The 19,403-nt window shown below is 64.3% G+C and carries 18 protein-coding genes and 1 pseudogene; 7 read left to right on the top strand and 12 right to left on the bottom strand.

Annotation, left to right across the window (positions count from 1 at the left end; all coding sequences use genetic code 11):
- Positions 1 to 75: 75 nt before the first annotated feature.
- From pip to ACJA3S_RS23855, 7 genes are all read left to right on the top strand, one after another.
- On the top strand, positions 76 to 1,047 hold the full coding sequence (gene pip / locus ACJA3S_RS23885) for a prolyl aminopeptidase (protein ID WP_186672301.1): 972 nt from the start codon (positions 76 to 78) through the stop codon (positions 1,045 to 1,047).
- On the top strand, positions 1,044 to 1,481 hold the full coding sequence (dtd, locus tag ACJA3S_RS23880; protein ID WP_406820211.1) for a D-aminoacyl-tRNA deacylase: 438 nt from the start codon (positions 1,044 to 1,046) through the stop codon (positions 1,479 to 1,481). The genes pip and dtd overlap by 4 nt, the downstream gene beginning before the upstream one ends.
- A gap of 263 nt (positions 1,482 to 1,744) precedes the next feature.
- Complete coding sequence (locus ACJA3S_RS23875; protein WP_218576019.1) at positions 1,745 to 3,466, top strand: glucan biosynthesis protein G; 1,722 nt, start codon at positions 1,745 to 1,747, stop codon at positions 3,464 to 3,466.
- Entirely contained in the window at positions 3,459 to 6,032 is a 2,574-nt protein-coding gene (mdoH, locus tag ACJA3S_RS23870; protein ID WP_406820210.1) for a glucans biosynthesis glucosyltransferase MdoH, read from the top strand. Before ACJA3S_RS23875 ends, mdoH begins: the two co-directional genes overlap by 8 nt.
- Positions 6,033 to 6,314: 282 nt before the next feature.
- On the top strand, positions 6,315 to 7,112 hold the full coding sequence (locus ACJA3S_RS23865; protein ID WP_186684455.1) for a transporter substrate-binding domain-containing protein: 798 nt from the start codon (positions 6,315 to 6,317) through the stop codon (positions 7,110 to 7,112).
- A gap of 79 nt (positions 7,113 to 7,191) precedes the next feature.
- Positions 7,192 to 8,154 carry an amino acid ABC transporter permease gene (locus tag ACJA3S_RS23860; RefSeq protein WP_406820209.1) on the top strand — a complete coding sequence of 321 codons (963 nt, stop codon included), beginning with the start codon at positions 7,192 to 7,194 and terminating at the stop codon, positions 8,152 to 8,154.
- Positions 8,147 to 8,881: an amino acid ABC transporter ATP-binding protein gene (locus ACJA3S_RS23855; protein ID WP_406822302.1), complete on the top strand. Its 735-nt coding sequence runs from the start codon at positions 8,147 to 8,149 to the stop codon at positions 8,879 to 8,881. Before ACJA3S_RS23860 ends, ACJA3S_RS23855 begins: the two co-directional genes overlap by 8 nt.
- Before the next feature lie 138 nt (positions 8,882 to 9,019).
- Here the strand turns inward: ACJA3S_RS23855 and ACJA3S_RS23850 are convergent, their stop codons facing one another.
- The 12 genes and pseudogenes from ACJA3S_RS23850 to ubiE form a co-directional block, all read right to left on the bottom strand.
- Positions 9,020 to 10,963, bottom strand: a complete 1,944-nt coding sequence (locus ACJA3S_RS23850; RefSeq protein WP_406820208.1) for a methyl-accepting chemotaxis protein — start codon at positions 10,961 to 10,963, stop codon at positions 9,020 to 9,022.
- A gap of 262 nt (positions 10,964 to 11,225) precedes the next feature.
- Positions 11,226 to 11,930 carry a methyl-accepting chemotaxis protein gene (locus tag ACJA3S_RS23845; protein ID WP_406822301.1) on the bottom strand — a complete coding sequence of 235 codons (705 nt, stop codon included), beginning with the start codon at positions 11,928 to 11,930 and terminating at the stop codon, positions 11,226 to 11,228.
- A 198-nt stretch (positions 11,931 to 12,128) separates the two neighbouring features.
- Positions 12,129 to 13,025 (bottom strand): annotated as a pseudogene (locus ACJA3S_RS23840) (methyl-accepting chemotaxis protein); the annotation flags it as partial.
- A gap of 218 nt (positions 13,026 to 13,243) precedes the next feature.
- Positions 13,244 to 13,951 (bottom strand): 16S rRNA (uracil(1498)-N(3))-methyltransferase, encoded by a 708-nt coding sequence (locus ACJA3S_RS23835; protein ID WP_406820207.1) that lies wholly within the window; start codon positions 13,949 to 13,951, stop codon positions 13,244 to 13,246.
- Positions 13,948 to 14,733 carry a twin-arginine translocase subunit TatC gene (gene tatC / locus ACJA3S_RS23830; protein ID WP_170033226.1) on the bottom strand — a complete coding sequence of 262 codons (786 nt, stop codon included), beginning with the start codon at positions 14,731 to 14,733 and terminating at the stop codon, positions 13,948 to 13,950. Before tatC ends, ACJA3S_RS23835 begins: the two co-directional genes overlap by 4 nt.
- On the bottom strand, positions 14,730 to 15,107 hold the full coding sequence (gene tatB, locus ACJA3S_RS23825; RefSeq protein ID WP_406820206.1) for a Sec-independent protein translocase protein TatB: 378 nt from the start codon (positions 15,105 to 15,107) through the stop codon (positions 14,730 to 14,732). The genes tatC and tatB overlap by 4 nt, the downstream gene beginning before the upstream one ends.
- Before the next feature lie 3 nt (positions 15,108 to 15,110).
- A complete protein-coding gene (locus ACJA3S_RS23820; protein WP_406820205.1) occupies positions 15,111 to 15,383 on the bottom strand; it encodes a twin-arginine translocase TatA/TatE family subunit in 273 nt (90 codons plus the stop codon).
- A gap of 161 nt (positions 15,384 to 15,544) precedes the next feature.
- Positions 15,545 to 15,880, bottom strand: coding sequence for a phosphoribosyl-ATP diphosphatase (locus ACJA3S_RS23815; protein WP_170033220.1), 336 nt, complete (start codon positions 15,878 to 15,880; stop codon positions 15,545 to 15,547).
- Position 15,881: 1 nt separating this feature from the next.
- The gene (gene hisI / locus ACJA3S_RS23810; protein ID WP_013974544.1) at positions 15,882 to 16,274 is read right to left on the bottom strand and encodes a phosphoribosyl-AMP cyclohydrolase; all 393 of its coding nucleotides are present in this window, start codon (positions 16,272 to 16,274) and stop codon (positions 15,882 to 15,884) included.
- A 72-nt stretch (positions 16,275 to 16,346) separates the two neighbouring features.
- Positions 16,347 to 17,966, bottom strand: coding sequence for a ubiquinone biosynthesis regulatory protein kinase UbiB (ubiB, locus tag ACJA3S_RS23805; protein WP_406820204.1), 1,620 nt, complete (start codon positions 17,964 to 17,966; stop codon positions 16,347 to 16,349).
- Positions 17,963 to 18,586 (bottom strand): SCP2 domain-containing protein, encoded by a 624-nt coding sequence (locus ACJA3S_RS23800; RefSeq protein ID WP_406820203.1) that lies wholly within the window; start codon positions 18,584 to 18,586, stop codon positions 17,963 to 17,965. Before ACJA3S_RS23800 ends, ubiB begins: the two co-directional genes overlap by 4 nt.
- The gene (ubiE, locus tag ACJA3S_RS23795) at positions 18,586 to 19,356 is read right to left on the bottom strand and encodes a bifunctional demethylmenaquinone methyltransferase/2-methoxy-6-polyprenyl-1,4-benzoquinol methylase UbiE (protein ID WP_225779533.1); all 771 of its coding nucleotides are present in this window, start codon (positions 19,354 to 19,356) and stop codon (positions 18,586 to 18,588) included. Before ubiE ends, ACJA3S_RS23800 begins: the two co-directional genes overlap by 1 nt.
- Between the last annotated feature and the right edge of the window lie 47 nt (positions 19,357 to 19,403).

Below are 19,403 nucleotides of genomic sequence, written 5' to 3'. Positions count from 1 at the left end.
AGCGAGGACGGTGCTGAAAGCGCAATTCAGGTTTATGATGGCCCACGGCCGAATAATCCTCACACGGAGTGCGCAATGCAGACCCTGTACCCGCAGATCAAACCCTACGCCCGGCACGATCTGGCCGTGGAAGCGCCGCATGTGCTGTATGTCGACGAAAGCGGCTCGCCAGAAGGTCTGCCGGTGGTGTTCATTCACGGTGGCCCGGGGGCTGGCTGCGATGCCCAGAGCCGCTGCTACTTCGACCCGACGCTGTATCGCATCATCACCTTCGACCAGCGCGGCTGTGGCCGCTCCACGCCACATGCGAGCCTGGAGAACAACACCACCTGGCACCTGGTCGAGGACCTGGAGCGTATCCGCGAGCACCTCGGCATAGACAAGTGGGTGCTGTTCGGCGGCTCGTGGGGTTCTACCCTGGCCCTGGCCTACGCCCAGACGCACCCCGAGCGGGTGCACGGCCTGATCCTGCGCGGCATCTTCCTGTGCCGGCCGCAGGAAATCCATTGGTTCTACCAGGAGGGCGCCAGCCGGTTGTTCCCCGACTACTGGCAGGACTACATCGCGCCCATCCCGCCGGAAGAGCGCGGCGACCTGGTCGCGGCTTTCCACAAGCGTCTGACCGGCAACGACCAGATCGCCCAGATGCATGCCGCCAAGGCCTGGTCCACCTGGGAAGGCCGCACTGCCACCCTGCGTCCCAATCCGCTGGTGGTCGACCGCTTCTCCGAGCCGCAGCGGGCCTTGTCGATCGCCCGCATCGAATGCCACTACTTCATGAACAACGCGTTCCTCGAGCCGGACCAGCTGATCCGCGACCTGCCGAAGATCGCCCACCTGCCAGCAGTGATCGTGCACGGTCGTTACGACGTGATCTGCCCGCTGGACAACGCCTGGGCGTTGCACCAGGCCTGGCCGAACAGTGAGCTGAAGGTGATCCGCGACGCCGGCCACGCGGCTTCCGAGCCCGGCATCACCGATGCCCTGGTGCGGGCTGCCGACCAAATGGCCCGACGCTTGCTCGACCTGCCCCTGGAAGAAGCATGAAGGGCCTGTTGCAGCGCGTGCGTGGCGCACGGGTCGAGGTGGCCGGGGAAATCGTCGGCGCCATCGACCAGGGGTTGCTGGTGCTGGTGGCGGTCGAACCTGGGGATTCGCCTGAGCATGCCGACAAGCTCCTGCACAAATTGTTGAACTACCGGGTATTCAGCGATGAGCAGGGCAAGATGAACCTGTCGCTGAAAGATGTTGGCGGCGGGCTGTTGCTGGTTTCCCAGTTCACCCTGGCGGCGGATACCCGCAATGGCATGCGTCCAAGCTTTTCGACGGCGGCGCCACCGGCCCTTGGCGCCGAGTTGTTCGACTATCTTGTGCAGCAGGCCAAGGCCCGGCATGGCGACGTGGCGAGCGGGCAATTCGGCGCGGACATGCAGGTACACCTGGTCAATGATGGCCCCGTAACATTTATGTTACAAATATGAGGTCGAAAAACCCCCTGTTCACAGGAAAACAAGGGGTTTTGTACGATAAATAGTTGTTCCAGCCTGATGCGTTGTAACGCGACCTGCTGGATAATCGCGCGCTGCATGGACCTGCGTTCGCAGGTTCGTTTCACTTTGACTCGAGCATGGTCTGGATCCGTTTGGGGAATCATTACGCCCTCACGGGGTCCGAACAGTGCTCGCCAACCCGGCATTTGTCGCTGGCCGTTGGTTTCATGATCTGTTTTCGGCGAGGGTTGCTCGTGATTGTTAGTCCACAAAAAGCATCAAGAATCCCCGGCAACGGGCTGCGCAAGGCTCTGATGGCCAGTGTGGCACTGGTCGGCCTGATGAGCGCGGGCCAGCTGTGGGCATTCAATCTTGACGATGTTGCAGCCAAGGCAAAGGATCTGGCCGGTCAGAAGTACGAAGCCCCCAAAAGCAACCTGCCGGCAGTGTTCCGCGACATGAAGTTCGCGGATTACCAGAAAATCCACTTCCTGCAGGAAAAGGCCGAGTGGGCCAAGGACAAGACCCCGTTCAAGCTGTCGTTCTATCACCAGGGCATGCACTTCGACACGCCGGTGAAGATCAACCAGGTCACCGCCACCAAGGTCGAGGAAATCAAGTACGACCCGAGCCGCTTCGAGTTCGGTGACGTGCCGCACGACCCGGAAACCACCAAGAACCTGGGTTACGCCGGTTTCCGCGTGTTGTATCCGATCAACAAGGCCGACAAGCAGGACGAGATCATGACCCTGCTTGGCGCCAGCTATTTCCGTGTGGTCGGCAAGGGCCACGTGTACGGCCTGTCGGCGCGTGGCCTGGCCATCGACACCGCGCTGCCGTCGGGCGAGGAATTCCCACGCTTCACCGAGTTCTGGGTGGAGAAGCCCAAGCCGACCGACAAGCACTTGGTGATCTACGCGCTGCTCGACTCGCCGCGCTCCACCGGCGCCTACAAGCTGACCCTGCGCCCTGGCAACGACACCGTGGTCGACGTGCAGTCCCGCGTGTTCCTGCGTGATCACGTCAGCCGCCTGGGCATCGCCCCGTTGACCAGCATGTACCTGTTCGGCCCTAACCAGCCGTCCAAGGTCCTCAACTATCGCCCGGCCCTGCATGACTCCGAAGGCCTGTCGATCCATGCTGGCAATGGCGAGTGGCTGTGGCGCCCGCTGAACAACCCGAAACACCTGGCCGTGAGCAACTTCAGCGTCGAGAACCCGCGCGGGTTCGGCCTGATGCAGCGCCAGCGCGCCTTCAGTGACTACGAAGACCTCGACGACAACTACCAGAAGCGCCCGAGCGCCTGGATCGAGCCGAAGGGTGACTGGGGCAAGGGTACCGTCGACCTGGTCGAAATCCCGACCGCCGACGAAACCAACGACAACATCGTGGCGTTCTGGAGCCCGGAGAAGCTGCCTGAGCCAGGCAAGCCGTTCGAGTATGCCTACCGCCTGCACTGGACCATCGACGAGCCGAAGTTCCAGGCCCCCGAGCTGGGCTGGGTCAAGCAGACCCTGCGCTCGACCGGTGACGTCAAGCAATCCAACCTGATTCGCCAGCCTGACGGCAGCGTGGCCTTCCTGGTCGACTTCGCCGGCCCGGCGCTGGCGGCCTTGCCGGAAGACACCGCCGTGCGCAGCCAGATCAGCGTCGGCGACAACGCCGAGGTGGTCGAGAACAACCTGCGCTATAACCCTGAGACCAAGGGCTGGCGCCTGACCCTGCGGCTGAAGGTCAAGGAAGCCAACAAGTCGACCGAAATGCGTGCCGCGCTGGTGCGTGACGTGCCGGTCGAAACCACCAAGCCTGCCGCGGAAGCCAAGCAGGACAAGGCTGCAGCCAAGCATGCCAAGGCCGACAAAGCCGCCAAGGCCGAACAACCTGCCGCCGATGCGGCGCCCACCAACGGGACCCCGGCCACCACCGAGAAGGTGCTGACCGAGACCTGGAGCTATCAGTTGCCTGCCGATGAGTAACTCAAGCGCAAGGCCGGAATCGCTGCGCGAATACCTGGCCCACCTACCACTGAGCGACGAGCAACGGGCGGAACTCGCCAGCTGCACGTCCTTCAGTGAGCTGCACCAACGCCTGGCGGCCAACCCGGCCGCCAGCTCTGCCGAGGCCGTGCAGGCCTCGGTGGGCCCGCGCCTGACCGTAGGCAGCGCCGCCGAGCTGGAAGACGCCGAGATGCTCGGCGTCGACAGCAGCGGCCGCCTGTGCCTGAAGATCGCTCCGCCGATCAAGCGCACCAAGGTCGTGCCCGAGCCATGGCGCACCAACATCCTGATCCGCATGTGGCGACGCATGACCGGCCGTGCCAATGCGCCGCAGCCGCCCAAGCGCGAGCTGCCGCCGGCGCGCTGGCGCACGGTCGGTTCGATCCGCCGTTACATCCTGCTGGCGCTGATGATCGGCCAGACCATCGTCGCCGGCTGGTACATGAAGGGTATCCTGCCGTACCAGGGCTGGTCGTTCGTGGACTTCGACGAAGTGGCCAACCAGCCGCTGTGGGACACCGTGGTGCAGGTGTGGCCGTATGCCCTGCAAACCTCCATCCTGGTTCTGTTCGGCATCCTGTTCTGCTGGGTGTCTGCAGGGTTCTGGACCGCACTGATGGGCTTCCTCGAGTTGCTCACCGGGCGCGACAAATACAAGATCTCGGGGAGCAGCGCCGGTAATGAGCCGATCGCGCCCGAGGCGCGCACCGCGCTGGTGATGCCGATCTGCAACGAGGACGTGCCGCGGGTGTTCGCCGGCCTGCGCGCGACGTTCGAGTCGGTAGCCGCCAGCGGCAACCTCGACCGTTTCGACTTCTTCGTGCTCAGCGACACCAACGACACCGACATCGCCGTGGCCGAGCAACAGGCCTGGCTCGATGTGTGCCGCGAAACCAAAGGTTTCGGCCGCATCTTCTACCGCCGCCGCCGGCGCCGGGTGAAGCGCAAGAGCGGCAACCTCGACGACTTCTGCCGTCGCTGGGGTGGCGAGTACAAGTACATGGTCGTGCTCGACGCCGACAGCGTCATGAGCGGCGAGTGCCTGAGCAGCCTGGTGCGCCTGATGGAGGCCAACCCGGACGCCGGCATCATCCAGACCGGGCCGAAAGCCTCGGGCATGGACACCCTGTACGCGCGCCTGCAGCAGTTCGCCACCCGCGTGTACGGCCCGCTGTTCACTGCCGGCCTGCACTTCTGGCAGCTGGGCGAGTCGCACTACTGGGGCCATAACGCGATCATCCGCATGAAGCCGTTCATCGAGCACTGCGCCCTGGCGCCGTTGCCGGGCAAGGGCGCGTTCGCCGGTGCGATCCTGTCCCACGACTTCGTCGAGGCCGCGCTGATGCGCCGTGCCGGTTGGGGCGTGTGGATCGCCTACGACCTGCCGGGCAGCTACGAAGAATTGCCGCCGAACCTGCTCGACGAGCTCAAGCGTGACCGCCGCTGGTGCCACGGCAACCTGATGAACTTCCGCCTGTTCCTGGTCAAGGGCATGCACCCGGTGCACCGCGCGGTGTTCCTCACCGGGGTGATGTCGTACCTGTCGGCGCCGTTGTGGTTCCTGTTCCTGGTGCTGTCGACCGCGCTGTTGGCGACCAACACGTTGATGGAGCCGCAGTACTTCATCGAGCCGTACCAGCTCTACCCGCTTTGGCCGCAGTGGCACCCGGAGAAGGCCGTGGCGCTGTTCTCCACCACCATCGTGCTGCTGTTCCTGCCCAAGCTGCTCAGCGTCATCCTGATCTGGGCCAAGGGCGCGACCGAGTTCGGTGGGCGGATCAAGGTCACCCTGTCGATGCTGATGGAGATGCTGTTCTCCATGCTGCTGGCGCCGGTGCGCATGATCTTCCACACCCGCTTCGTGCTGGCCGCGTTCCTCGGTTGGGCAGCGACCTGGAACTCGCCGCAGCGTGACGACGACTCCACGCCCTGGAGCGAAGCCGTGCGCCGCCACGGCCCACAGACCTTGCTGGGGATTGCCTGGGCGGCGCTGGTGGCCTGGCTGAACCCGAGCTTCCTGTGGTGGCTGGCGCCGATCGTCGGTTCGCTGGTGCTGTCGATCCCGGTTTCGGTGATTTCCAGCCGCACCCGCCTGGGCCTGGCGGCCAAGGACGAGAAGCTGTTCCTCATCCCCGAGGAGTACGCCACCCCGCAGGAGCTGCTGGCGACCGACCAGTACACCCACGAAAACCGTTGGCATGCCCTGCATGACGGCTTCGTGCGCGCTGTGGTCGACCCGCGGCAGAACGCCCTGGCCTGCGCCATGGCCACTGCCCGTCACGGCCAGGCGGCACCGATCGAGGCGCTGCGTGCCGAGCGTGTGGCCAAGGCGATGGAGGTCGGGCCGAAGGGGCTGGACCTCAACACCCGCCTGGCCCTGCTCAGCGACCCGGTGGCGCTGAGCCGCCTGCACGAACAGGTGTGGGCCGAGCACAACGCGGCATGGATCGATGTGTGGCGTGCGTCGATAAAGAACGACCCGCATTCGCCGCTGTTGCCGCTGCATCCGGAGAATGAAGGCCAGCCGGCACTCGTCGGCGCCTGATCGGGCCTCTTCGCGGGCACGTCGGATCGCCGCACCGCCGCTCCCACAGGTACTGCACAGCCTTTGAGGCATGCGCTGTACCTGTGGGAGCGGCGGTGCGGCGATCCGACGTGCCCGCGAAGCTTTTAGGGCCTTGCCTCGATTTTGGCCAACAAAGTCCCCCCGAGCTCTAGGTCCCCGGGCCGCCATGCGTTAGCATCCCTCTCCGATATGCCGCATCGGCCAGTACGGCCGTGCCAACAATAAGATTCGCTACTTTTCTTGTTAGGGGACCTGGTGATGATCAAGAAATACCTTTCGCGACTGCTGGTCGGTGTCACCGCCCTGGTCGCGGTGACTGCGGCCCAGGCGGGGGCCATCGATGACGCGGTCAAGCGCGGCACCCTGCGGGTGGGCATGGACCCGACCTACATGCCGTTCCAGATGACCAACAAGCGTGGCGAGATCATCGGCTTCGAGGTCGACATCCTCAAAGCCATGGCCAAGTCCATGGGCGTCAAGTTCGAGCCGGTCTCCACCGCCTATGACGGCATCATCCCGGCCCTGCTGACCGACAAGTTCGACATGATCGGCAGCGGCATGACCCTGACCCAGGAACGCAACCTGCGCCTGAACTTCAGCGAACCCTTCATCGTGGTCGGCCAGACCCTGCTGATCCGCAAGGAGCTGGCGGGCGAGATCAAGTCGTACAAGGACCTGAACAACGAAAAGTACCGCCTGACTTCCAAGCTGGGTACCACCGGTGAAATGGTCGCCAAGAAGCTGATCGGCAAAGCCAAGTACCATGGCTATGACAACGAGCAGGAAGCGGTAATGGACGTGGTCAACGGCAAGGCTGATGCCTTCGTCTACGACGCGCCTTACAACGTCGTCGCCGTGGACAAGGCCGGTGCCGGCAAGCTGCTGTTCCTCGAAGAACCCTTCACCTACGAGCCGCTGGCCTTCGGCCTGAAGAAAGGCGACTACGACAGCATCAACTTCATCAACAACTTCCTGCACCAGATCAAGAACGACGGGACCTACGATCGTATTCACGACAAGTGGTTCAAGAACAAGGACTGGCTGAAGGAAATGGAATAAGGCCCAGGCCACAAGCCCGGCTTTATGACCCCGACGCGCAGGCAAACCCTGCGCGTTCGCATTTACGGAAGTACCCCACGTGATCAAACACAAGAAAGCCCAGTGGCCCTGGCATGGCCTGACCGCCCTGGTCCTGGTGGGCCTGGCGTTCAGCCTGTACCTGGCCACCTCGATGATTTCCTACGAGTGGCGCTGGAACCGCGTACCGCAGTACTTCGCCTACAAGGCCGAGGAAGCCCAGCGCGCCGCCGGTTACGGTACCGTGCAGGACATCGTCATATCAGGTGACAGCGCTCGCGTCACGCTGAAGGACGAGAACGGTGACGAGCAGGTGCTCGACGTGGCCAAGGACAGCCTGCAACTGGCCCGTGGCGATGATGTCGCCGAAGGCGACCAGGTTGGCGTTACCCGCCACTGGGCCGCCGGCCCACTGGCCTGGGGCCTGTGGACCACCCTGTGGATTTCGGTGGTGTCCGGTGCCCTGGGCCTGGTCATCGGCCTGTTCGCCGGCCTCTGCCGGCTGTCCAGCAACCCGACCTTGCGTGACCTGTCGACGGTCTATGTCGAACTGGTGCGCGGTACCCCGCTGCTGGTCCAGATCTTCATCTTCTATTTCTTCATCGGCACTGTGCTCAACCTGTCCCGCGAGTTTGCCGGGGTCGCCGCGCTGGCGCTGTTCACAGGTGCCTACGTGGCCGAGATCGTGCGTGCCGGTGTGCAATCCATCGCCAAGGGCCAGAACGAAGCCGCCCGCTCGCTGGGCCTGAATGCGGGCCAGTCGATGCGCCATGTGATCCTGCCGCAGGCCTTCAAGCGTGTGCTGCCGCCGTTGGCCGGCCAGTTTATCAGCCTGGTCAAGGACACCTCGCTGGTCTCGGTGATCGCCATCACCGAACTGACCAAGAGTGGCCGCGAGGCCATCACCACCTCGTTCTCGACCTTCGAGATCTGGTTCTGCGTGGCAGGCCTGTACCTGTTGATCAACCTGCCGCTGTCGCACCTGGCCAGCCGGCTCGAGCGGAGGCTTGCGCAAAGTGATTGAAGTCCGTGACCTGCTGAAAATCTTCGACACCCGTGGCCATGTGGTCCGCGCTGTGGATAACGTCACCACCCAGGTCGCCAAGGGCGAAGTGGTGGTGGTGCTCGGCCCGTCGGGTTCGGGCAAGTCGACCTTCCTGCGTTGCCTCAACGGCCTGGAGCATTTCGACGAAGGCCATGTGGCCATCGACGGCCTGCAACTGGCCGACCCGAAGACCGACATCAACGCCTATCGTCGCGAAGTCGGCATGGTGTTCCAGCACTTCAACCTGTTCCCGCACATGACCGTGCTGGAAAACCTGTGCCTGGCGCAGAAGGTGGTGCGCAAGCGCAACAAGGCCGAGCGCGAGGCCAAGGCCCGGGCGCTGCTGGAGAAAGTCGGCATTGCGCAGAAGGCCAACGAATACCCGTCACGCCTGTCCGGCGGCCAGCAGCAGCGGGTGGCGATTGCCCGTGCCCTGGCCATGGACCCGAAAGTGATGCTGTTCGACGAGCCGACTTCGGCGCTGGACCCGGAAATGGTCGGCGAGGTGCTGGACGTGATGAAGACCCTCGCCCAGGAAGGCATGACCATGGTCTGCGTCACCCACGAAATGGGCTTTGCCCGCGAAGTGGCGGACCGCGTGCTGTTCTTCGACCATGGCAAGTTGCTGGAGGACTCGCCGCCAGCGGCATTCTTCGCAGCGCCGAAGGACCCGCGCGCGCAGGCCTTCCTGCGCCAGGTGCTGTAACCACCGGGGCGCTTTGCGCCCCTTTTCGCGACACAAGGCCGCTCCTACCGGTAAAAGCGCGCGACCCTAGGGGAAATCGCGATCACCTGTAGAAGCGGCCTTGCGTCGCGAAAGGGCTGCAAGGCAGCCCCGGCAATCTCAAATGCTGAACCGTCTCACCATCCCTCGCAGCTGTTGCCCCAACTGCTCCAGCTCCCCGCTCGAAGCTGCGGTCTGCTCACTGGCCGCGCTGGTCTGATCCGACACGTCCCGCACATTCAGCACGCTACGGTTGATCTGTTCGGCAACCACGCTCTGCTCTTCGCTGGCCGTGGCGATCTGCTGGTTCATGCCCTGGATGTTCGACACCGTGTCGGTAATCTGGCTCAGCGCATGCCCGGCCCGGCGGCTCAGCTCCACGCTTTGTTCGGTCAGGCTCTTGCTGTTGTCCAGCAGGCGGGTCACTTCGTCGGTGCCGTTGTGCAAGCTGTCGATCAGTTGGCCGATTTCTTCGGTCGCGGTCGACGTGCGCTGGGCCAGGCCACGGACTTCGTCGGCCACCACGGCAAAGCCGCGCCCGGCCTCACCGGCCCGCGCCGCTTCGATCGCCGCATTCAGGGCCAGCAGGTTGGTCTGTTCGGACACCGACTTGATCACATCGAGGATGCTGCCGATGCGCTGGCTTTCGCCGGCCAGGTGCTGCATGGCCGCCAGGCAGTGGTCCATCTGCCCGGCCAGCTGTTCGATCCGGCCGATGGCCTCGGCCACCACCTGGTCGCCCATCTGCGCCTGCTGGTCGGCATTGGTCGCAGCTAGCGAGGCCTGTTCGGCGTTCTGCGCGACTTCCTGCACCGTGGCGCTCATCTGGTTCATGGCGGTGGCCACCTGGTCGGTTTCCTCGCGCTGCTGGTTGATGCGCAGCTTGGTATCCTCGCTGCTGGTGGCCAGCTCCGAGGCGGCCTGCGACAGTTGGCCGACCCCCTGGTCGATACCGCCGATCAGCTCGCGCAGGCTCAAGGTCATGTCGCGCATGCTGCTTTGCAGCTGGCCCATCTCGTCACGGCGCTGCACGGCTTCGACCTGGCTCAGGTCGCCCTTGGCGATGCGCGCGGCCACGGCCAGGGTCTGGCGCAGCGGCTGGGTAATCTGCAGGGTGATCAGCCAACCGGCCACGACACCCACCAGCAGCGCCAGCAATGCCACGCTGGTCAGCAGCGAGCGGGCGGCCAGGGCTTCGCTGTCGCGTTGCTCGACCTTGCGCTTGCTCAGTTCCAGGCTCACGGCACGCAATTCGTCGCCCATGGTTTCCAGGTTGTTCTGCAGTTGCTCGACGCGCACGGCGGCACGGCGGTACCGGTCCAGGCTGGCCCGGTACTTGGCCAGTTCGGCCCCAGGCTGTTCGCTCAGGGCGCGGGGCAAACCCAGCGGGGCAAGGCCTCTGAGCAATTGTTCCAGGCTGCTGCCAGCGGCATCGAGGGCGCTGTTTCCAACCTTGGCGAAGTCCTCGACGGGAGAAAAGGTGTAGGCCGGCACCAGGCTCTGCTGGTTGGCGCCGTCGATGTGCCGGCTTACGGTGTCCATCAGGCCGAGTACGCCTCTTTGCTGGCTATCGGCACCCATCCTCAGCAAGGCCTGGGTCTGCAGTTCGTCGATCGCATCGTTGAGTTTCTGCTCCTGGGCCTGCATGGCCTGGCGCAGGGCAATGCGTTCAGCGACGCTGCGTTGCAGTTCGCTGAAGTCGTCGTGCAGGCGCTGCAGCAAGGCCAGCTTTTCGCTGAGTATCTGCCGTGACTCGTCGACGTTGCTGCGTTGCTGCAGGGTGGTCAGCCTGTCGTTCAGCTGGTCGAGGATGCTGGTTATCCGCGATCGGCTGGTGTCATCGTTGAGCACACGGTAGGTGATGCGCTCTGCGCGCAGGTCCTTGGTCAGGTCGTTGATCAGGCCGATCTCGCTGAGTTGCTGGGAGCGCACGATAGCGCCATCCAGCGCGCGCCAGCCGCTGATCGTGGTGGCCAGGGTAAGCAGCAGCACCACGGCAAAGCCGAGGGCCAGCTTGGCACCGACACTGATGTTGCCGAGCTTGCGGTTGAGGTAGCCGAGCATGGTGAGTCTCCGTGCAGTTGGGGGAGGGGTGCGGGCGCATTGCCAGCATCACACCCCTGCCAATCGGCAGCGGAGCTGTAGGACTTGACCTGATAATCAGGTAGGAAATTTCGCCTCAGCAGGTAGGAATGATGTGCCTGTGCTGGCCTCTTCGCGGGTAAACCCGCTGCCACCGGTACTGCACTGCCCTTGAGCGCGGTGGTATCCCTGTGGCAGCGGGTTTACCCGCGCAGAGGCCCGCACAGGCAACCCATTGTTCAAGTCAGAGCCTGAACCGCCCGACCAACCCCTGCAGGTGGGTACCCAGCCGCGCCAGCTCCACGCTCGAGCTGGCCGTCTCTTCACTGGCTGCCGAGGTCTGATCGGAAATATCCCGCACATTCATCACGCTGCGGTTGATCTCCTCGGCCACGGCCGTCTGTTCTTCCGCCGCCGTGGCGATCTGCTGGTTCATCGCCTGGATCGACGACACCGTCCGGGTGATGGTTTCCAGCGAGCTGCCGGCGCGGCGGGTCAGTTCGACGCTGCTGTCGGTCAACTGGCGGCTGCTGTCCATCACGCTGGCCACGCGCTGGGTGCCGCTTTGCAGGCCGGCGATCAGCTCTTCGATTTCTTCGGTGGATTGCTGGGTTCGCTGGGCCAGGCTGCGCACCTCATCGGCAACCACGGCGAAGCCACGCCCGGCCTCGCCGGCACGGGCCGCCTCGATCGCCGCGTTGAGGGCCAGCAGGTTGGTTTGCTGGGCCACCGACTTGATGACATCGAGCACGCTGCCGATCTTGTCGCTCTCGGCCTTGAGCTGGTTCATCGCTTCGCTGGAATTGACCACTTCACCCGCCAGGCGCTCGATCTGCGCCACCGCTTCGCCCACCACGCGGTCACCTTCGCGGGCCTGCTGGTCGGCCATCAACGCGGCTTCCGAGGCCTGCTCGGCATTGCGTGCCACTTCGTGCACGGTGGCGGTCATCTGGTTCATCGCGGTCGCCACCTGATCGGTCTCGACCTTCTGGTTGTTGACCCCGGCGCTGGTCTGTTCGGTTACCGCCGACAGTTCCTCGGCGGCGCTGGCGATCTGCGTGACACCATCGCCGATACCGCTGATCAGTTCGCGCAGGCCCTGGGTCATGCGCTGCATGCTGGCTTGCAATTGGCCGAGTTCGTCGCGGCGTTGTACCTGCTGCTGCTGGGTCAGGTCGCCACTGGCCACACGTTCGGCGGCGTGCAGGGTCTGGCGCAGTGGGAGGATGATCTGCCGGGAAATGCTCCAGGCCGCCAACAGGCCCAGGGCCAAGGCCAGCGCAGTGGCCAATGCCAGCAGGCTCTTGGCCTGGGCGGCGCCGGCATCGCGTACCTCGGTTTGCGAAGCGGTCATCGCCTGGCTGGTCTGCAGCAGCACCGTGCCGTGGGCGACCATGTTTTGCAGGGCCTGCTCAGTGGCGGCCTGGGCAGTGCCAAACTGGGTAAGCGCATCGCGGTAGCCGGCCATGGCGGTGGCGGCATCGTCCAGGCTGGCGGCATGTTCTGCAGACACCTTGGCCGGCAGCGCGCGCAGCTCGGCCAGGGCCTGGTCAATGGCTTTCAATGCCGTTTGCTGGAAGTCGGCGTTCCCGCTGTAGGTGTAGCCGCGCACCTGGAAGCGCGCCTGCTGCAGCAATGCGCTCACTTCCACCGCATGCTGGTACTGGCTGATATCGCCGCCCTGTTGCAGCGCGCGTTGCACTTTGCCGACCAGTTCCGTGGCCTTGTCGGCGGTGTCGCCAAGCGCACCACGGCTGGCCTCGCGGCGCTGGCCGGCCTGCTTCAGCTCGCCGAATGCCTGCTGGTAGCCGCGCACGGCCTCACGCTGCTGCTCCAGCCGCTGGCGGTCGGCAGGCTGCTCGATCTGGGTGAGCATCAGTTGCACCTGGCGGTCGAGATTGGCCAAGGCTTTTTCCAGCTCTGCCACCGAGGCGTCGTCACGCTGGCGTTGGTATTGCTGGCGGGCGATGCGCAGTTCCTGGGTATATTGCTGGATGAGCGAGATGTTACCCAGCTTGTCGCCACGGTTGACGATGCTGTCCATGCCGTACCAGCCAGTCAGGGTAATGGCCAGGGTCAATAGCAGCACCAGGCCGAATCCCAGCCCCAGTTTGCGACTGACGCTCACGTTGCCCAACGATTGGGCGATCCATTGATACATGTGAAACTCCCTGGCCGGCTTGGCAGCACGATATCTGTTGTTGTTGCCAAGGCCATCGGCGCGGGGGAGGGAAACTTTATGGGTAAAAGTTGACTTGTTTGTCAGAATATTCGCGCGAGCAAGGCTGTTACCGCAGTCTCTACCCGCAGGATGCGCTCACCCAGTTGCACCGGCGCCAGGCCGGCCTTGCCCAACAGCTCCACTTCGTAGGGGATCCAGCCGCCCTCCGGGCCGATGGCCAGGGTCACCGCTTGCTCCACGGCACGCGGGCAGGCAGGGTAGGGCCCAGGGTGGCCGACCAGGCCCAGGGTGCCCGCGGCGATGGACGGCAGGCGGTCCTCGACGAACGGTTTGAAACGCTTTTCGATGATCACCTCCGGCAGCACCGTGTCGCGCGCTTGTTCCAGGCCGAGGATGAGGTTTTCGCGGATGCTGTCGGGGTGCAGGAAGGGCGTTTGCCAGAAGCTTTTCTCGACCTTGTAGCTGTTTACCAGGATCAGCCGCGGTACGCCGAGGGTGGCCACGGTCTGGAACAGCCGACGCAGCATCTTCGGGCGGGGGACGGCGAGCACCAGGGTCAGTGGCAGCTTGGCCGGTGGCTGCTGGTCGAAGGTGACTTCCAGTTCGGCTTGGTGGGTTTCCAGGCGCACCACCGTGGCCTTGCCCATCAGGCCGTTGATACGGCCCACGCGCAGGTTGTCGCCCACCGCCACGCGGTGGATTTCCTGCATGTGGGTGAAGCGCCGGTCGGCAAGAATGACACGGTCGGCCGCGACGAAGTCGGCCTCTTCAAGGAGCAGCAGGTTCACGGTTGGGTCGCTGGTGGCTGGTCGTTATGGTCGTTGGTGGCGTGGGCTTCGCTGCGCTTGCGGATCAGGCTGCCGCACAGCACACCGATCTCGAACAGCAGCCACATGGGCACCGCCAGCAGGGTCTGGGAGAAGATGTCCGGCGGGGTGAGGACCATGCCGACTACGAAACAGCCGATGATCACGTAGGGGCGGATCTTCTTCAGGTACTTCACGTCGACCACGCCGATCCACACCAGCAGTACCACCGCCACCGGGATCTCGAAGGCCACGCCGAAGGCGAAGAACAGCGTCATCACGAAGTCCAGGTAGCTGGCGATGTCGGTCATCATCGACACGCCTTCCGGCGTAGCGCTGGCGAAGAAGCCGAATATCAGCGGGAACACCAGGAAATAGGCGAAGGCCATGCCGGCGTAGAACAACAGGATGCTCGACACCAGCAGCGGGATGGCGATGCGCTTTTCATGACGGTACAGCCCGGGTGCGATGAAGCCCCAGATCTGCTGCAGGATGAACGGGATCGCCAGGAACAGCGAGACGATCATGGTCAGCTTGAACGGTGTCAGGAACGGCGAAGCAACGTCGGTGGCGATCATCGTGGCATTGGCCGGCAAGTGTTCGCGCAGCGGTGCGGAGACCAGGGTGTAGATCTGCTGGGCGAAGGAGAACAGCCCGGCAAAGATCAGGAAAATGACGGCAACGCAGCGCAACAGGCGCGTACGCAGTTCGGTCAGGTGCGATACCAGTGGCATCGGCTGGTCGTGTTCCGGGTTCTCGCTCATGGGGCTCGCGGCGGTTGTGGCGGGTCGGCAGGGGTGGCCGGGGCGGCAGCGGCGTCCACCGGCCGGGGCTCGAGCCCGGCAGGAGGCTGCACGGTTGCAGTGGTTACGGGCGGCTGGGCCGGTGGGGTCATCGGGTTGAGGATGCGCTTGGCTTCCTCTTCCATCTGCAGGATGTGTTCGTTGTGCAGCTGGCGACGGATCTCGTCGGCGCCGATTTCACGCTCCACTTCCATCTTGATGCTATTGAAGCTGCGCTTGAGCCGCCCGATCCACAGGCCTGCCGTGCGCGCGGCACCGGGCAGGCGCTCGGGGCCGAGCACCAGCAGGGCGACCAGGCCGACGAGCAGCAGCTCGCTGAAACTGATGCCGAACATGGGTCAGTCTTTCCGCTGCGGCTCTTGGACCGGCTGGGCCTGGCCTTCGATGGTGTGGCCCTGGCTCTGCTGGGCGTTGTTGTGCACGGGCGGAACGGGCTGGGCAGGCGGTGGGGTGTGCTCGGCCGGCTTGTTCTCTTCTTCGCTCATGGCCTTGCGGAAGCCCTTGATCGACTCGCCCAGGTCGCTGCCGAAGTTCTTCAGCTTCTTGGTGCCGAACACCAGGACCACGACGACCAGCAGGACGATCCAGTGCTTCCAGTCAAAGATACCCATTTCGTACTCCTGAAAAATGTGTGTACAGCAAATCGATCCGCCAACACGGTCCCTGTGGGAGCGGGCATATCGAGGCGTCGAACCGCCGCGAACACCGGCGTAGCCGGTGCCATGCACCGCTTCGCATTCTTCGCGGGCACGCCCGCTGCCACAGGCGCCCGTCAGGCAGTAGGCGTTCGTGCGGCCTTCTCATCGTGCCCGGACAGCCCGAAACGGCGTTCCAGTTCATCCAGCACGGCTTGCGGGTGCTGGCCCAGTGCGCTGAGCATCACCAGGCTATGAAACCACAGGTCGGCAGTTTCGTAGATGACATCGCTGTAATCCTTGCTGAGCGCGGCGTCCTTGGCGGCGATGATCGTCTCTACCGATTCTTCGCCGAGCTTCTCGAGAATCTTGTTCAGGCCCTTGTGGTACAGGCTGGCCACGTAGGAGCTGTCGGGCGCCGCTTGCTTGCGTTCTTCAAGCACTTCGGCCAGGCGATTGAGGGTGTCGCTCATGTCAGTGTCCTGCGCTGTAGATGGCATCCGGGTCCTTCAGGACCGGGTCGACGGTTTTCCACTGGCCGTCTTCGAAAACACGGTAGAAGCAGCTTTCACGGCCGGTATGGCAGGCGATATGGCCCAGTTGCTCGACCATCAGGATGATCACGTCGGCATCGCAGTCCAGGCGCATTTCATGCAGCTTCTGCACATGCCCGGACTCCTCGCCCTTGCGCCACAGCTTGCCACGCGAACGCGACCAGTAGATGGCGCGTTGTTCGGCGGCGGTCAGGGCCAGCGATTCGCGGTTCATCCAGGCCATCATCAGCACGCGTCCGGTCTTGTGGTCCTGGGCGATCGCCGGTACCAGGCCTTCGCTGTTCCACTTGATCTCGTCCAGCCAGTCTTTCATCGTCGACTCCAAAGCGGGCCCGCTCCTGTGCCGGGCCCTTTGCGCTAGTGTGCCAGCCATGCGCGCGGCTGGCTATTGGCGCACGATCAGGTAAAGGCCCGCGGCCAGCATCAGCCAGGCTGGCCAGGCGCTTGGGGCGGCCAGGCTGGCAGCCTCGGCGGCGCCGGCGGCGAGCACCGCGCCGCCACCCAGCAGGCCGGCACCGAGCAGGCGCAGCGGCCAGCGGTCGCCCTGGCGGCGACGTTCGGGCAGTTGCGGATCGTGCAGGTGCGGTTGTGACAGGCGTTCGAGCACGTCGCGGGCCATGTCGGCCAGGTGCGGCAGCTGTTCGACCTGGCTGTGGATGTTGCCCAGCACGGCTTTCGGGCTCATGCGGTCGCGCATCCAGCGTTCGAGGAAGGGCTTGGCGGTGCTCCACAAATCCAGGTCGGGGTACAACTGGCGGCCCAGGCCTTCGATGTTGAGCAGGGTCTTCTGCAGCAGCACCAGCTGCGGCTGCACTTCCATGTTGAAGCGCCGGGCGGTCTGGAACAGGCGCATCAGCACCTGGCCGAAGGAAATATCCTTTAACGGTTTTTCGAAGATCGGCTCGCACACGGTGCGGATGGCGGCCTCGAACTCGTTGACCTTGGTGTGTGCCGGTACCCAGCCAGAGTCGATGTGCAGCTGTGCGACGCGGCGGTAGTCACGCTTGAAGAAGGCGATCAGGTTACGTGCCAGGTAGTCCTGGTCCTCGTCCGTCAGGCTGCCGACGATGCCGCAGTCGATGGCGATGTATTGCGGGCTCCAGGGCCGGACCGTGCTGACGAAGATGTTGCCGGGGTGCATGTCGGCATGGAAGAAGCTGTCGCGGAACACCTGGGTGAAGAACACCTCCACGCCGCGCTCGGCGAGCATCTTCATGTCGGTGCGCTGGTCGGCGAGGGTGGCCATGTCGGTTACCGGGACGCCGTAGATGCGCTCCATCACCAGCACCTTCGGCCGGCACCAGTCCCAGTACACCTGCGGCACGTACATCAGCTCGGAGCCTTCGAAATTGCGCCGTAGCTGGCTGGCGTTGGCCGCTTCGCGCAACAGGTCGAGTTCATCGTAGATGGTCTTTTCGTAGTCACCGACGATTTCCACCGGGTGCAGGCGGCGGGCGTCGGCAGAGGCACGCTCGGCGCCTTTGGCGATCAGGAACAACCAGGCAATATCGGCGGCGATTACCGGCTTGAGGCCCGGCCGGACCACCTTGACCACGACCTCTTCGCCGCTTTTCAGGCGGGCTGCATGAACCTGGGCCACCGACGCGGAAGCCAGTGGCTCCACGTCGAAGCGGCTGAATACCTCACCCACCTTGGCGCCGAGCTGTTCCTCGATCAAGGCCACGGCCTGTTGCGGGTCGAATGGCGGTACACGGTCTTGCAGCAACATCAGCTCGTCGGCGATGTCGGTTGGCAGCAGGTCGCGGCGGGTGGACAGCAACTGGCCGAACTTGATGAAGATCGGCCCCAGGTCCTGCAGGGCCAGGCGCAGGCGTGCGCCACGGTTGAGCTCGGACGGCTTGCGTGGCAGCCAGCGCCAAGGCATCAGCAGGCGCAGGCTCATCAGCCACCAGGGCAGCGGGTAGTCGAACAGCAGGTCATCCAGCCGGTACCGGATGACCACGCGCTGGATGCGGAAAAGACGGCGGACGGCGAGCAGCTTCATGCGTTATCGCTGGTATCAAGGGATCGGGAAAGGCGCTTGATGCGCGCCTCGAGGCGTTCGGTATCGAGCTTGAGGGCATCGAGTTCGCTGAAGGCGGCTTCGGCTTCGCGCTTGCCGACCAGGGTGCGGGACTCTTCTGCCAGGTATTCGGAAAGGTTCTGGCTGAAGCGCGCCAGGCCCTGACGGGTCCAGCGTGCACGCAGGCGAACGTGGCCGGCGAGCATCGCCGTGGCAACCGGGCCGAGCCAGCGCTGCAGCTCGTGTTCCCAGTCCAGTTCCAGGTCCTGCAGCACCCCGAACAGGTCGAGCAGCACGGCACTGTCACCATGCAGCTCGACCTGCGGGCTGTGCAGCACGGCAGTCTTGTCCCTGGCCAGGGCCAGTTGCGCCAGGCTGCCGGCAGGGGCGCGCAGGCTGCAGTCGACCTCGCCCTCCCAATGGGCAGCCAGCATCAGGCCCTCTTCATCGGGCAGGATGAACACCTGTAGGGCCGGTTGGCGGCAGTCGATCTCGATGACCTTGCCTTCCAGCGCGGCCAGCCGCGGCAGGGCCGTGCTGTCCATGCGCAGGACGCGGTTCAGGCCATGTTCGACGCTGGCGAACAACCCGGCCAGCAGCATCAGGGCTTGATTCCCCGGTGCACGGCAACGATGCCGCTGGTCATGTTGTGATAAGTGACGCGGTCGAAACCGGCGTCGACCATCATGGCCTTGAGGGTTTCCTGGTCGGGGTGCATGCGGATCGACTCGGCGAGGTAGCGGTAGCTGTCGGCATCGTTGGTGATCAGCTTGCCGGCCAGGGGCATGAAGGCGAACGAGTAGGCGTCGTAGGCCTTGGACATCAGCTTGTTGGTCGGCTTGGAGAACTCCAGCACCAGCAGGCGGCCGCCCGGCTTGAGCACCCGCAGCATCGAGCGGATGGCTTCGTCCTTGTGAGTGACGTTGCGCAGGCCGAAGGCGATGGTCACGCAGTCGAAATGGTTGTCGGGAAATGGCAGCTTCTCGGCATCGGCCTGGACGAACTCGATGTTGCCGGCCACGCCACGGTCGAGCAGGCGGTCACGGCCAACCTTGAGCATCGATTCGTTGATGTCGGCCAGCACCACCTGCCCGGTCGGGCCGACCAGGCGCGAGAACTTGGCCGCCAGGTCACCGGTACCGCCGGCGATGTCCAGAACGCGGTTGCCGGCGCGTACGCCCGACAGCTCGATGGTGAAGCGCTTCCACAGGCGGTGCATGCCGCCGGAAAGCACGTCGTTCATCAGGTCGTACTTGGCCGCCACCGAGTGAAACACTTCGGCGACTTTCTTCGCCTTCTGGCTTTCAGGGACGTCCTGGTAACCGAAATGGGTGGTGGGTTCGGCTTGGTCGCCTTTGCGCTGGTCGTTCATATCGCTTCACCGGAAAAAATTACCGCCATTCTAGGGCGAACGGGCGG

It is taken from the genome of Pseudomonas sp. KnCO4 (assembly GCF_045344305.1).
Classification (GTDB): domain Bacteria; phylum Pseudomonadota; class Gammaproteobacteria; order Pseudomonadales; family Pseudomonadaceae; genus Aquipseudomonas; species Aquipseudomonas anuradhapurensis.
The sequence above is the reverse complement of the archived record's forward strand: the minus strand, read 5'-3'. Positions and strand labels throughout refer to the sequence as shown.